The sequence below is a fragment of the Chitinophaga caseinilytica genome, from assembly GCF_038396765.1.
GTDB lineage: Bacteria > Bacteroidota > Bacteroidia > Chitinophagales > Chitinophagaceae > Chitinophaga > Chitinophaga caseinilytica.
Window position 1 is genome coordinate 478,606 of the sequence record NZ_CP150096.1, and the last position, 14,466, is coordinate 493,071.

At 55.0% G+C, this 14,466-nt stretch carries 14 protein-coding genes; 9 read left to right on the forward strand and 5 right to left on the reverse strand.

What is annotated here, in order from left to right:
• Positions 1–147 precede the first annotated feature (147 nt).
• From WJU22_RS01940 to WJU22_RS01960, 5 genes are read right to left on the reverse strand one after another with little or no spacing between them, the layout of a single operon-like run.
• Positions 148–1,290, reverse strand: a complete 1,143-nt coding sequence (locus WJU22_RS01940) for an acyl-CoA dehydrogenase family protein (RefSeq protein ID WP_341841614.1) — start codon at positions 1,288–1,290, stop codon at positions 148–150.
• Between the two features lie 15 nt (positions 1,291–1,305).
• Positions 1,306–2,070 carry a helix-hairpin-helix domain-containing protein gene (locus tag WJU22_RS01945; RefSeq protein WP_341841615.1) on the reverse strand — a complete coding sequence of 255 codons (765 nt, stop codon included), beginning with the start codon at positions 2,068–2,070 and terminating at the stop codon, positions 1,306–1,308.
• Entirely contained in the window at positions 2,067–2,831 is a 765-nt protein-coding gene (locus tag WJU22_RS01950) for an MBL fold metallo-hydrolase (protein ID WP_341841616.1), read from the reverse strand. The genes WJU22_RS01945 and WJU22_RS01950 overlap by 4 nt, the downstream gene beginning before the upstream one ends.
• Positions 2,828–3,202 (reverse strand): hypothetical protein, encoded by a 375-nt coding sequence (locus WJU22_RS01955; RefSeq protein WP_341841617.1) that lies wholly within the window; start codon positions 3,200–3,202, stop codon positions 2,828–2,830. Before WJU22_RS01955 ends, WJU22_RS01950 begins: the two co-directional genes overlap by 4 nt.
• Before the next feature lie 19 nt (positions 3,203–3,221).
• A complete protein-coding gene (locus WJU22_RS01960) occupies positions 3,222–4,775 on the reverse strand; it encodes a response regulator (RefSeq protein ID WP_341841618.1) in 1,554 nt (517 codons plus the stop codon).
• A gap of 159 nt (positions 4,776–4,934) precedes the next feature.
• Between WJU22_RS01960 and WJU22_RS01965 the strand changes: the two genes are divergently transcribed.
• From WJU22_RS01965 to WJU22_RS02005, 9 genes are all read left to right on the forward strand, one after another.
• Positions 4,935–6,161, forward strand: a complete 1,227-nt coding sequence (locus WJU22_RS01965) for an HD domain-containing protein (protein ID WP_341841619.1) — start codon at positions 4,935–4,937, stop codon at positions 6,159–6,161.
• A 92-nt stretch (positions 6,162–6,253) separates the two neighbouring features.
• A complete protein-coding gene (lpxD, locus tag WJU22_RS01970) occupies positions 6,254–7,309 on the forward strand; it encodes a UDP-3-O-(3-hydroxymyristoyl)glucosamine N-acyltransferase (RefSeq protein WP_341841620.1) in 1,056 nt (351 codons plus the stop codon).
• 32 nt (positions 7,310–7,341) lie between these two features.
• Positions 7,342–8,754: a bifunctional UDP-3-O-[3-hydroxymyristoyl] N-acetylglucosamine deacetylase/3-hydroxyacyl-ACP dehydratase gene (locus tag WJU22_RS01975; protein ID WP_341841621.1), complete on the forward strand. Its 1,413-nt coding sequence runs from the start codon at positions 7,342–7,344 to the stop codon at positions 8,752–8,754.
• Between the two features lie 9 nt (positions 8,755–8,763).
• On the forward strand, positions 8,764–9,564 hold the full coding sequence (gene lpxA / locus WJU22_RS01980) for an acyl-ACP--UDP-N-acetylglucosamine O-acyltransferase (protein ID WP_298707709.1): 801 nt from the start codon (positions 8,764–8,766) through the stop codon (positions 9,562–9,564).
• Positions 9,548–10,165 carry an ABC transporter ATP-binding protein gene (locus WJU22_RS01985; RefSeq protein WP_341841622.1) on the forward strand — a complete coding sequence of 206 codons (618 nt, stop codon included), beginning with the start codon at positions 9,548–9,550 and terminating at the stop codon, positions 10,163–10,165. Before lpxA ends, WJU22_RS01985 begins: the two co-directional genes overlap by 17 nt.
• Before the next feature lie 46 nt (positions 10,166–10,211).
• A complete protein-coding gene (locus WJU22_RS01990; protein WP_341841623.1) occupies positions 10,212–11,543 on the forward strand; it encodes an MFS transporter in 1,332 nt (443 codons plus the stop codon).
• A 3-nt stretch (positions 11,544–11,546) separates the two neighbouring features.
• Positions 11,547–12,386 carry an MBL fold metallo-hydrolase gene (locus WJU22_RS01995; protein ID WP_341841624.1) on the forward strand — a complete coding sequence of 280 codons (840 nt, stop codon included), beginning with the start codon at positions 11,547–11,549 and terminating at the stop codon, positions 12,384–12,386.
• Between the two features lie 23 nt (positions 12,387–12,409).
• A complete protein-coding gene (locus tag WJU22_RS02000; protein ID WP_341841625.1) occupies positions 12,410–12,853 on the forward strand; it encodes a hypothetical protein in 444 nt (147 codons plus the stop codon).
• 42 nt (positions 12,854–12,895) lie between these two features.
• Positions 12,896–14,458, forward strand: a complete 1,563-nt coding sequence (locus tag WJU22_RS02005) for a helicase HerA-like domain-containing protein (RefSeq protein WP_341841626.1) — start codon at positions 12,896–12,898, stop codon at positions 14,456–14,458.
• Positions 14,459–14,466: the final 8 nt, after the last annotated feature.

Below are 14,466 nucleotides of genomic sequence, written 5' to 3' on the forward strand. Positions count from 1 at the left end.
GGAATATTTTATTTCATCCAACCGGGAAATCCCTACCCTGAAATTACGCGAAAAGCCGTGCAATCGGGCATATCCGCGGTAAAACCGCAGCGGCCGGCCCCTGTGGGAGCCAGCCGCTGACTATGAGTTGACCTTTTACTTTTACTGTCAGGATTTGAGGACTTCCCGCGCGATGACGATCTTCTGGATCTCGCTCGTGCCCTCGCCGATGGTGCATAACTTCGCATCGCGGTAAAACTTCTCCACCGGGAAATCTTTCGTGTAACCATATCCCCCGAACACCTGCACGGCTTCATTGGCAACGGACACCGCGATCTCCGAAGCGTAGTATTTGGCCATGGCAGCCTGTTTCGTCATGGGCAAATGCTTGTTCTTCATATCGGCCGCCTGCATGGTCAGCAGCTCCGCCGCGGCGATCTGCGTGGCCATGTCCGCCAGTTTGAAGGAAATACCCTGGAAACTGGAGATAGGCTTATCGAACTGGTAGCGTTCCTGCGAATACTTCAAAGCCGCATCGTACGCGCCTTTCGCGATGCCAAGCGAGAGCGCGGCAATGGAAATGCGCCCGCCGTCGAGCACTTTCATCGATTGGATGAAGCCGTCGCCTTCCTTGCCCAGCATGTTCCCCGCCGGGATGCGGCAATTATCGAAAATCATTTCGGCGGTCTCGGAAGCCCGCATGCCGAGTTTGTTTTCCTTCTTCCCGCCGCTGAAACCGGGCGTTCCGCGCTCCACCACGAAGGCCGTCATACCATGACTGTCGCGCACCGCGCCTGTTCTGGCGATCACAACGGCTACGTCCCCGCTTTTCCCGTGCGTGATCCAGCACTTGGTACCGTTGATCACCCATTCGTCGCCCTCCTTCTTCGCCGTACATTTCATGTTCATGGCGTCTGACCCGGTGTTCGGTTCCGTGAGGCCCCATGCGCCGATCCATTGGCCGGACGCGAGTTTGGGCAGCCACCGCTGTTTCTGTTCTTCATTGCCGAATTGCAGGATATGCCCGGTGCACAAGCTGTTATGCGCTGCCAGGCTCAGCCCTACCGCGCCGCAAATCCGCGCCACTTCGCTGATGACCGTCACATATTCCAGGTAACCGAGCCCCGAGCCGCCATAGGCTTCCGGCACCAGCACGCCCATGAGCCCCAGCTCACCCATACGGTGAAACAGGTCTGCAGGGAAAGTCTGCGATTCGTCCCACTCCATAATATGCGGCTGGATGTTCGTTTTCCCGAAATCTTTGATCACCTGGGCGATCTGTTGTTGCATGTCCGTCGGCTGAAAGTTCATAACCTGAAATACGTTTTAAGGGGCGATTAAGTATTTTTCAATTTTACGATAAATGGAGTCATTCACCAAAGGCAGCGCCTTTAGGTCGCTCACCTGCCTGAAACGCCCGTTGGCACTACGATATCGTATGATAGCACGGGCCAATTTCGTGTTGATGTATGGATGATCGGCCAAAGATTTTTCATCTGTCTCGTTGACATCGATCTTTCTTAGAGATTCATCACCCAGTCGTAAATAAGGTTGAATTTTTTTAAATACGGAATCGGGCAAACCATAGGTTTCACCTACTTGTATGACACTGTGGAAGCCGCCGAGGCGCTCCCGGAACCGCACGATCCGCCCCGCATACCCCGCGCCGATGTATGGCAAACGTTCCCATTCCGCACTGTCTGCCACGTTAATTCCGATCACCGGCGGCGGCTTCCGTTCCCAGGATTTCTTCCACGCGGTATCGCGCTGCCAGGGTTTGCGAAATGCACTGTCTTTGCGGTAGGATTTACCTTTCCAGCTGGCGCGCATACTGTCGTACCGCCGCGTCTTTTCGCGCGCCCCTTCCGCCAGGAGCCCCGCTACCGCGCGCTCCGCCTCCGCCATGCCCAGCGTATCCGCAGGTGGCGGCAATGGGCGGACGTGCAGCCAGACGACCGGTACACATTGGAAAACGACGATGAGGATTAAAAGGCAGGCAATGCCCTGCCGTTCCCGACGGGAAAAATCAAAAAGAGAATCCGGCACAAACAATGGTTTTAATGAGCGCCGAATGTACTTTTTTTCGATCACAAAATTATTTCGAGACCATCATAGGCAAGGTGCATCCCTTCGGGCAGCATTGGTTCCACTTCCGCATGCAACCCAAGCTGGTGGCTGATATGCGTAAACAGCACCTGCGGCACTTCCAGTTCCCGGCCCAGTTCGATGGCTTCGTCGAGCGTGAAATGGGAGATATGTTTTTCGCGGCGCAGCGCGTTGAGCACAAGCACTTTCGATCCGCGGATCTTTTCCTTTTCCTCCGGGGCGATGAAATTGGCGTCGGTAATGTAGGTGAAGTCGCCGAAGCGGAAGCCCAGTACGGGCATCTTATGATGTAAAACGTTGACGGGCGTGAATTTCAGGCCGTTCACGGAAAACGGCTCATTCCCGATCGATCGCAAATTCAGTTCGGGTATACCGGGGTATTTGAAATCGGCGAACGCGTAGGAGAATTCGCGCATGATCACGTCCTGCGAATAATCCGAAGCGTAAATATCGATGGGTTGCTGCTGGAAATAGTTGAAGGCGCGGATATCGTCCATCCCCGCGATGTGATCTTTGTGGGAATGCGTGATCACCACGGCTTCCAGCCGCTTCACCTGTGCGCGGAGCATCTGGTAGCGGAAATCGGGCGTGGTATCGATGACGATATTGCCGGCTTTTTCGTCGGAGATGAGGATACTGGAACGGAGGCGGTTGTCTCGCGGGTCTGAAGAGGCGCAAACGTTGCACGGGCAGGCGATGACCGGCACGCCCTGTGAGGTGCCCGTACCGAGGAAGGTTACTTTCACGGCTGCGGGGTTTCCGGGTTTTCGTCAGCGGTCCCTTCTTCTGCCTCGTCTTTACCGGCCTCGTTTTTAGACGCTTCTTCCCTGGCGGCGGCAGCGGCCATTTCAGCGCGGCTGTCGATCACCTGGCGGTAGAGCTTCTGCGATTCCGGCGTGAGGAAACCTTCTTCCAGGGCGATGGACGGCAGAATGTCGAGCAGGGTATTGATACGGCCTTCCACGTTCAGGAATTTGTTCACCACCACTACTTTCTTGTGTTCCAGGATGCAGTAGCCGGAGTTGAACGTTCCCTTTTCGTAGCGAATGATATATTTCGCCTCGTCAAAAATCTTCTCCAGCTTCGCCAGGTTGGCGGGGGTACTCTTCAGGTTCATATGTTCTCCCGTTGTTTAGCTATTTGCTCACCATCTTCGCTACCGGCACGATCATTTCTTCGAGCGAGATCCCGCCGTGCTGGAAGGTGTTGCGGTAATAGTTCACAAAAAAATTATAATTGTTCGGATAACAGAGGTATCCGTCTCCACGGGCAAAGATATAAGAAGAATTGACATTCGGCCGCGGCAGCCCGGCATCTTTCGGGTCGCGGAAGGCCAGTACTTCCTTGGGATCGTAGTTCAGGTTGCGGCCGTGCTTGTATCGCAGGTTGGTGGTGGTCTGCTTGTCGCCGATCACTTTCACCGGCGTTTTCACGCGTACGGAGCCGTGGTCTGTAGCTATGATCAGGTTGATCTTCTTGTCCGAAATCTTCTTCAGCGCCTGGTGAAGGGGCGAATGTTCGAACCAGCTGGTGGTGATGGAACGGTAGCTCACTTCGTCGCCGGCCAGTTCTTTGAGCACTTCCATTTCCGTCCGGGCATGGCTGAGCATGTCCACGAAGTTATAAACGATCACGTTCAGCGGATAGTTCAGCAGGTTGTGCATATTGTTGACGAGATGCTGCCCGTCTGCATGGTGGACCACTTTCGTATACGAGAATTTCGGGTCCATTTTGAGGCGGGCCAGCTGTGCCGCGATGAATTTCTCCTCGTGGAGGTTTTTGCCGCCTTCTTCGTCGTCGTTCTTCCATTCATCGGGGAATTTCGCCTCGATGTCGATGGGCAGCATACCGGAAAAAATAGCATTCCGGGCATATTGGGTGGAAGTGGGGAGAATGCTGTAAAAAGTGTCTTCCTCCACCACCCGGAACGATTCGGAGAAGATGGGCTGGATGGCTTTCCACTGGTCGTACCGGAGGTTATCGATGAGGATGAAGAAGTTGGGGACGGAAGGGTCGAGCAGGGGCAGCACTTTCTTCGAAAAGAGGGTGTGGCTCATGATGGGCGCGTTTTTGGCGCCGGGGGCCACCCAATCCGCATAATTCCGGGCGATGAATTTGGCGAACTCGGTGTTGGCTTCGGATTTCTGGGACTGGAGCACTTCCAGCATTTCGGGCGAGTCGGATTTCGCCATTTCCATTTCCCAGTACACGAGTTTTTTGTAGATATCGGCCCATTCTTCGTGGTTCGGGTTATCGTTCAGGGCCATGAACAGCGTCCGGAACTGTTGCTGGTAGGCCGTTGTGGTTTTTTCTGCCACGAGGCGCTTGTTGTCGATGATTTTCTTGAGCGACAGCAAAACCTGGTTGGGGTTGACGGGTTTGATGAGGTAATCGGTGATCTGGGACCCGATGGCCTCGTCCATCACGTTTTCCGCCTCGTTCTTCGTGATCATGACCACGGGTATCTGCTGGTTGATCTCCTTGATCTTCCCGAGGGTTTCAAGGCCGGTGATGCCGGGCATCGACTCGTCGAGCAGCACTACGTCCACGATATTTTCGCGGAGGAATTCCAGCGCGTCGTACCCGTTGGTGAGTGCGGAAACGTGGTAACCTTTATTTTCCAGGAAGATGATCTGCGATTTGAGGGAATCGATCTCATCGTCCACCCAGAGTATATTGATTTGATTCATGTATACGAATTACGAATTTATTTAGAATATATTGGCAAATATTTAGATACGGTCAAAAATCGTACCCATGCGGTGTAAAAACGCCGGGGCGGGGCTTTCCCATCAGCAAAAGTTAGCGCGGATGGCGTAGATTTGTACCGATCGATATAAAACGACCGAATGACTGACCGAAAACGCAAGATTGTGAACGACCCGGTGTATGGGTTTATAACAATCGATCATCCATTGATATTCAGCCTCCTGTCGCACCCGTACTACCAGCGGCTGCGGCGGATACACCAGATGGCGCTGGCGCACCTGGTATATCCGGGCGCCATGCATACCCGTTTCCATCACAGTATGGGGGCGTACCACCTGATGAGCTGTGCGCTGGCGGAGTTGAAGGGAAAGGGGGTGGAAATATCGGAAGAAGAGGAAGTGGCCGCGAAAATGGCCATATTATTGCATGATGTGGGGCATGGGCCTTATTCCCATGCGCTGGAGCATTCGCTGGTGGAGGGTGTTTCCCATGAGGAGATTTCCCAGCTGCTTATGCAGACGCTCAACCGGGAGATGGACGGCGCGCTGGACCTGACTTTGGAGATTTTTAACGACCGGTATCATAAAAAATTCCTGCATCAATTGGTTTCCAGCCAGTTAGACGTAGACCGGATGGATTACCTGAGCCGCGACAGCTTTTACACGGGCGTTTCGGAGGGGGTGATTTCGTACGACAGGATCATCAAAATGCTGACGGTGGCCGGCGGGGAGCTGATGGTGGAGGAAAAAGGGATTTATTCCATCGAGAAGTTCATTGTGGCGAGGCGGCTCATGTATTGGCAGGTGTACCTGCATAAAACGGTGCTGAGCGCGGAAAACATGCTGGTGCGCGTGCTGATGCGGGCCAAAGTGCTTGCGGGGCAGGGCGTGGAGCTGTTCGGTTCCCCCGCGCTGCGGTACTTCCTGTACCGGCGGGTGGGGCGCCAGGAGTTCGGGCACGACCCCGAGGTGCTGGCACAGTTCTGCCTGCTGGACGATTACGACATCATGGGCGCCATCAAGGTGTGGGCGGGGCATGAAGACAAGACGCTGGGCACGCTGTGCCGGTGGCTCGTGAACCGCCAACTTTTCAAGGTTACGCTGCGGAACGACCCGTTTAGCGCGGCCGAAGTGGCCGGGCTGCGGGAAAAAGCGATGCAGGAACTGGGGCTTTCCGCGGAGGAAGCGGAATATTTCGTGTTCACCGATGCGGCCAGCCTCAAGGCCTATGATGCTGAAGATGAAAAGATTAACATATTATATAAGGACGGCAACGTGCGGGATATTTCTTCCATCGACAATGCCCTTGTATCGCATACTTTGGCAAGACCGATAAAAAAATTCTACATTTGTCATCCAAAATTCTAGGCTAACAACGTTTTACACGAACTTAACATGTTAGTGAATACGGTAATATTATCCGGAGGCGGCCTGGAAGGTAACATTTCAACATTATAACTATGCAATTCAGCGCATTACAGCTGGCTACCATACTGAACGGTAAGCTGGAGGGGGACCCGGAAGTGAAAGTGCACAATATCGCCAAAATAGAAGAGGCAGGGGACGGCATGTTAAGTTTCATCGCCAACCCCAAGTACGAAGAATTCATTTACACCACGCAGGCTTCCATCCTCATCGTGAATGATACCCTGGAGATCGACCGGCCCGTGAAGCCCACGCTGATCCGCGTGAAAGACGCATACAGCTCCTTCGCGCTGTTGCTGGAGAAATACCAGCAGCTGACGGGCGCGGGCAACAAAACCGGCATCCAGCAGCCTTCCCACGTTCCGGCCACCGTAAAAATGGGCACCGGCGTGTTTATCGGCGCTTTCGCCTATCTTGGCGAAAACGTGCAGCTGGGCGATAACGTGAAGATCTACCCCGGCGTGTACCTGGGAGACAATGTGAAGATCGGTTCCGGCTCCGTGCTGTACCCCGGCGTGAAAGTGTACGACCATTGCGTGGTGGGCAACCGCGTGATCCTCCATGCCGGCTGCGTGATCGGCGGGGACGGGTTCGGGTTTGCGCCGCAGGCGGACGGTTCCTATAAAAAAGTGCCCCAGGTGGGCAACGTGGTGATCCACGACGATGTGGAGATCGGCGCGAACACGACCATCGACCGGGCAACCATGGGCTCTACCGTGATCCTTTCCGGCGTGAAGCTCGACAACCTCATCCAGATCGCCCACAACGTGGAAATCGGCCAGAATACCGTGATCGCGGCGCAATCGGGCATTTCCGGCAGCACCAAGATCGGGCGGAACTGCGTGATCGGCGGGCAGGTAGGCATCGTGGGGCATATCCAGATCGCAGACGGCACCCGGATCAACGCGCAAAGCGGATTGTCGAAATCCATCACCACGCCCAATACCGCCCTTACCGGCTCCCCGGCGTACGATTATAAAAGTTCACTGAAAAGTCAGGCAATTTTTAGAAATTTGCCGGAATTGGAAAAGCGCGTCAAAGAACTTGAAGATATGGTGAAGCAACTGCTGGCGGAAAAAGCCGGTGTTTAAATAATTAAAACGAAACTGAATACGTAGCTATAATGATGGACACTCAGCAACAGAACCAGCAGACCCTGAAAGGCCCTGTGACCATTTCAGGCGTTGGTTTGCATACAGGAGCGCATGTGAACATGACCCTCAAACCGGCAATGCCCGGTTTCGGCATCAAATTCCAACGCATCGATCTGCCGGACCAACCAATCGTTAAAGCGGATGTGGACTATGTGGTGGATACCGCCCGCGGCACCACACTCGAGCATAACGGCGCCCGCGTAAGTACCGTGGAACACATCCTCGCCGCCCTCGTAGGCATGGGGGTAGACAACGTACTGATCGAGCTGAACGGACCGGAAATCCCCATCATGGACGGCTCCTCCCTCCCTTTCATCGACCTCATCGAGGAAGTGGGCATCCAGGAACAGGAAGCCAAAAAGATCTGGTATTCCATCGACACCAATATCAACTATTACGATGAAGTGAAGAAAGTGGAAATGTCTGCCCTCCCGGCGCCGGACTACCGCATCACCACGCTCATCGACTTCAATTCTCCCGTGCTCGGTACCCAGCACGCCAACCTGAAGAGCCTGGCCGATTTCAAGAAAGACATCGCGCCGTGCCGCACTTTCGTGTTCCTGCATGAGCTGGAATACCTGCTGGCCAACAACCTCATCAAAGGGGGAGACATCAATAACGCCATCGTGGTGGTAGACCGCGCCGTGAGCGAAGAAGAGCTGAACAGGCTCGCCAAGGCTTTCGACCGTGCGGAAATCTCCGTTCACCAGCGCGAAGGCATCCTCAACAACGCACAGCTTCACTTCCCCAACGAGCCCGCGCGCCACAAGCTGCTCGATATCGTGGGAGACCTCGCCCTGATCGGCTACCCCATCAAGGCGCATATCATCGCCAACCGTCCGGGGCACGCTTCCAACGTGGAGTTTGCCCGCAAGATCAAGGCGTATATCAAGAAGAACAAGCATAACCGCGACGTTCCCATCTATGATCCCAATCAGCCCGCGATCTACGACATCAACCGCATCGTGAAAACCATGCCGCACCGTTACCCGATGCTGCTGGTAGACAAGATCATCGAACTGAGCGATACGCTGGTAGTAGGCATCAAGAACGTCACCTTCAACGAGCAGATCTTCCAGGGGCACTTCCCCAACAACCCGGTAATGCCCGGCGTACTGATCTGCGAAGCCCTGGCACAGGTAGGCGGCATCCTCGCCCTCAACCCGAAGCCGGACCCGGAAAATTACGATACCTATTTCCTCAAGATCGATAATTGCAAATTCAAGCAAAAAGTGATGCCCGGAGATACCATGGTACTGAAAATGGAGCTGCTCAGCCCCATCCGCAGAGGCCTGGTGGAAATGCGCGGAACCGCTTTCGTCGGCAATAAAGTGGCCGCGGAAGCAGACATGGTTGCTCAAATTGTAAAACGCGAAGGATAAAATAACAGCATGATTCACCCGCTCACATACATCCACCCGGACGCCAAAGTTGCGCCCAATGTAAAAATCGATCCTTTTACCGTTATTCATAAAAATGTCGAGATCGGGGAAGGCACCTGGATCGGTTCCAATGTGACCGTCATGGAAGGTGCCCGCATCGGCAAAAACTGCCGCATCTTTCCCGGAGCGGTGATCGCCGGCATTCCGCAGGACCTCAAATTCGAAGGCGAGGAAACCATCGTGGAAATCGGCAACAACACCACCATTCGCGAGTATGTGACCGTTAACAGGGGCACCAAAGACCGCTGGAAAACATCCATCGGCAATAACTGCCTCATCATGGCCTATAGCCACATCGCGCACGATTGCATCATCGGCAACAACTGCGTGTTCTCCAACAACACCACCCTCGCCGGGCACATCACCATCGGCGACCACGTGGTACTGGCGGGCATGGTAGCCGTTCAGCAGTTCTGCAAAGTGGGCAACCACGCCTTCGTGACCGGCGGCTCCCTCGTCCGTAAAGACGTGCCGCCCTACGTGAAAGCCGCCCGCGAACCGCTGTCGTACGTCGGCGTTAATTCCATCGGGCTCAAGCGCAGAGGGTTCTCGCTGGACAAGATCAACCACATCCTGGACATCTACCGCATCCTCTTCGTGAAAGGCAACAATATTTCCAAAGCCATCCGCATCATCGAAGCCGAATTCCCCGCCACGGACGAAAGGGACGAAATCCTTTCCTTCATCCGCGACTCCGGCCGCGGCATCATGAGAGGATACAGCACCCGGGCGAATGACGATCTCGCTTAACCAGGTCGGAAAACGGTATAACCACGACTGGATCTTCCGTCGTTGCACCCATACTTTCTCCGGCACGGGCGGCTCCGCCATCCTCGGGCCCAACGGCTCCGGCAAAAGCACCCTGCTGCAGATCATCAGCGGCCATCACCATCACAGTGAAGGCAAACTGGAATATTTCTTCAACGATCAACTGCTCCCGCAAGACCAGTTCTTCCGCCATTGCGCCATCGTAGCCCCCTACCTGGAAGTGGTGGAAGAACTGACCCTGCAGGAATGCTTCGAATTCCATCTACAGTTCAAAACCTTCCTCCCCGGATTCAAACCCCGGGAAATCGCCGGCATCGTGGGTCTCGACGCCGCCTGGCACAAACAGGTAAGGCATTTCTCCTCCGGCATGAAGCAGCGCGCCCGACTCGCACTTGCCATCTTCTCCGACGTCCGCGCCCTGCTGCTCGACGAGCCCTGCACCAACCTCGACGCCGCCGGCATCAGCCTCTACCAGCAGCTGATCCGCGAATACGGCGGCAACCGCCTTATCATCGTTTCCTCCAACGACCCCGCCGAATACAGCTTTTGCCAGGAACAAATCCGGATCAGCGACTACAAGTAATAATTTGTACTTTCAGGGCGTCATTGTGAATGATTAAATTCTCCCTATGAGCATTCCGAACAAAAAAGTCGTGAACGGATGGGCCATGTATGACTGGGCCAATTCCGTGTACAACCTCGTGATCACGACCACTTTCTTTCCGCTTTACTTTATTTCCATCACCAACGCCGAATTCGGCGGCGACGTGGTCGATTTTTTCGGCTGGAAACTGAAGAACTCCGTACTGTACGACTACGCACTGGCTTTCGCCTATCTCCTCATCGCGTTCGCCATGCCCATCCTCGGCTCCATCGCGGATACGCGTGGCAATAAAAAGAACTTCCTCCGCTTCTTCACCTATCTCGGCGGGCTTTCCTGCATGGCGTTTTTCACTTTCACCACGAACTCCTCGCTCGAGCTGGCGGTACTGTATTTCGTACTGGCCACGGTGGGATATTGCGGTGGATTGGTGTTCTATAACTCGTACCTGCCCGAAATTGCGCCGGTTGAACTGAGGGACCGGGTTTCGGCGCGCGGATATTCGTTCGGCTATATCGGCAGCGTATTGTTGCAAATCATAGGGTTCGCCCTGGTATTGGGTTTCGATGCTATGAAGCTCCCCGGTGACCTCGCCCCCAGGATCACTTTCCTCCTCGTAGGGCTCTGGTGGATCGGGTTCGCGCAGATCCCGTTCGTCCGCCTCCCCAAATCTCAGCCTTCCATCGAAAATCATAAAGGCAGCATTTTTTCCGACGGTTTCGCGGAATTGAAGAAAGTGTACGCGCAGGTACGCCGCATGCCGGTACTGAAACGCTTTCTCAGGGGGTTTTTCTTCTACTCCATGGGCGTGCAGACCGTGATGATGGTAGCCACGATCTTCGGACTGAAGGAACTGAAAATGCCGCAGACCAACCTCATCGCCTGCGTGGTGATCATCCAGCTGGTAGCGGTGCTCGGCGCCTGGGGCATGGCGAGGCTATCGGAACGGTACGGCAACTTCCGCATCATTATGCTGACGGTTTTACTGTGGATCGGGATTTGCCTGGCCGCCTATTTCATGACCACGCAGACGCAGTTCTATTTCCTCGCCGTGGGCGTAGGGCTCGTAATGGGCGGGATACAATCGCTCAGCCGCTCCACTTATGCCAAGCTGATCCCCGAGACCAGGGACACCGCATCCTTCTTCAGCTACTACGACGTAACGGAAAAGATCTCCATCGTGATCGGCCTGTTCAGCTTCGGGTACATCGAACATCTGACCGGCGATATGCGGACGTCTGTGCTCGTTTTGACAGGGTTCTTCGGCATAGGGCTTCTCTGGGTTTTCTCCGCCTTGCAGAAACAACGTAGCTTAGCAGCAGCGGAAAAATCCGCGGCTTATGAAACCGAAACTATCTGAAGCATGAAATTACACACGATCAATACCGGCCTTTTCAAGCTCGACGGCGGCGCCATGTTCGGCGTTGTGCCCAAAAGCATCTGGAACAAACTCAACCCGGCAGACGATAACAATATGTGCTCCTGGGCCATGCGCTGCATGCTCGTGGAAGACGGCAACCGGCTCGTGCTTATAGATAACGGCATCGGCAACAAACAGGACGCCAAATTCTTTTCCCATTACTTTCTGCATGGAGACGATACGCTCGACAAATCGCTGGGCGCACTGGGCTTTCATCGCAACGATATCACCGACGTTTTCCTCACCCACCTCCACTTCGACCACTGCGGCGGCAGCATCGAGCGCGAGGGCGACAAGCTCGTGCCCGCGTTCAGGAACGCCACGTACTGGAGCAACGAGGCCCACTGGAAATGGGCCACGGAACCGAACGACCGCGAAAAAGCTTCGTTCCTCCGCGACAACATCCTCCCCATCCAGCAAAGCGGCCAGCTCAAATTCATCGACCAGCAAGACGGCATCGCTTTCACCGACCACATCCGGGTGCGTTTCGCCTATGGCCACACCGACGCCATGATGCTCCCCGAGATCCGGTACAACGGGCATACGATCGTCTACATGGCCGACCTGCTGCCGTCTACCGGCCACATTCCCCTCCCCTACGTGATGGCGTACGACATGTTCCCGCTCACTACGCTGGAAGAGAAAAAACGCTTTCTCATGGAAGCCAACGAGCGCAATTACGTGCTCTATTTCGAGCATGACCCCGTAGTGGAATGCTGCACGCTGCAAAGCACCGAAAAAGGGATCCGCGTGCAGGAAACCTTTCCGCTCAGCAACCTCTAAACGTTAAACCGAAACATATGCATATGAACATCTTACGTACGCTGCCAGTTGCTGCAGCCCTTTTCCTCACCGCATGCCAGGGCGGGAACACCAATTCGCAAGACGCTACCGCCGTGCAGGACTCCCTCGCCATCGATTCCCTCAGCACCGAAGTGATGGCCATTCACGACGAAGGCATGGCCAAAATGATGGTCATCCGCCGCCTCCGCACCCGCGTCACCGAAGTCACCGATTCCCTCGGCAAAGCGAAGGCCGATACCGCCGTTTACCACACCGCCGGCGCCCTGCTCGACAGTGCCAACAGCGCCATGAACGCCTGGATGCACGGGTACGACATGGAACTGGCCGATAAAGACAACGCACAGAAAAAAGCCTACCTCGAATCCGAGAAAAAGAAAATCAGCGAAGTGAAAGACCTCATGCTCAAAAGCATCGACGGCGCCAAAGCTTTGCTGAAAGAACAATAAAAACGATCCATCAAACCGCTATCTTCACGTAAACAGATCGCTATGTCCAAGCAGGAAGATTTCTTACAATACATCAACAACGGATACACGTTCAAAGGAGAACATTTCAAACTGGGCTGCGCCATGCTCGACGGTGAGGTGATCACCGGGGCAGACGTTTTCCTTCCCCTCAAAACCCTCAACCGCCACGGCCTCATCGCCGGCGCCACCGGCACCGGTAAAACCAAGACCCTCCAGGTGATCGCCGAAGGCCTCAGCGACGCCAGCGTGCCCGTGTTGATGATGGACATCAAGGGAGACCTCAGCGGCATCGCCGCCCCTGGCACCTCCAACGCCAAGATAGCGGAGCGGTATGCCAAAATCGGCGGAACATGGACACCGTCCGGTTACCCCGTGGAACTGCTCACACTGAGCCATGAAAAAGGCGCGCGCCTCCGGGCCACCGTCAGCGAATTCGGCCCCGTGCTCCTGTCCAAAATCCTGGAGCTCAACGATACGCAAGCGGGGCTCGTGGCCATGATCTTCAAATATTGCGACGATAATAAACTGCCGCTGCTCGACCTGAAAGACTTCAAAAAAGTGCTTCAGTTCGTAAGCGACGAAGGCAAGAAGGAACTGGAAAAAGACTACGGCAAGATTTCCACCACTTCCACCGGCACCATCCTCCGGAAAGTGATCGAACTGGAGCAACAGGGCGCCACCGTGTTCTTCGGCGAAAAATCGTTCGAGGTAGACGATCTCATGCACATCGGCGACGATGGGCGGGGAATGATCTCCATCGTTCGCGTGGCCGACATCCAGGACCGCCCGAAACTCTTTTCCACCTTCATGCTCAGCCTGCTGGCCGAACTCTACGCCACGCTCCCGGAAGAAGGCGATATGGAAAAGCCGAAGCTGGTCATGTTCATCGACGAAGCGCACCTCATTTTCCAGGAAGCCAGCGATGCGCTGCTGCAACAGATCGAAACGATCGTGAAGCTCATCCGCTCCAAAGGCGTCGGTATTTTCTTCTGCACCCAAAACCCCATGGACGTTCCGGCGTCTGTACTGGGGCAACTGGGCCTGAAGGTGCAGCACGCCCTGCGCGCGTTCACCGCCAACGACCGTAAAACGATCAAACAGACAGCGGAGAACTATCCCTTGTCGGATTTCTATAAAACCGACGAGCTGCTCACGCAGATCGGGATCGGCGAGGCGCTGGTGACCTGCCTCAGCGAAAAAGGCACGCCTACGCCGCTGGCGGCCACCATGCTCACATCGCCGCGTTCCCGGATGGATATTCTGAGCGATGGGGAGATAGACGACCTGGTGGCCAAATCCAAGCTGGTGCGGAAATACAACCAGGAGATCGACAGCGAAAGCGCCTACGAGATCCTCACCGCCAAACTGGAAGAAGCCGCCGAAAAAGCGAAACAGGAAGAAGAAGAAAAACCCGCTGCGAAAGGCCGGCAGAAAGAAGAAAAAGGCCTGCTGGAATCGGTCCTGACCAGTTCCGCCGCCAAACAGGCCGGCCGCACCGCCGCCAATATAATTACCCGCAGCCTGCTGGGCGCGTTGGGACTGGGTGGCAGAAGCAGCAAGAAAAAAGGGACCAGCTGGTTTTAAACACTTGT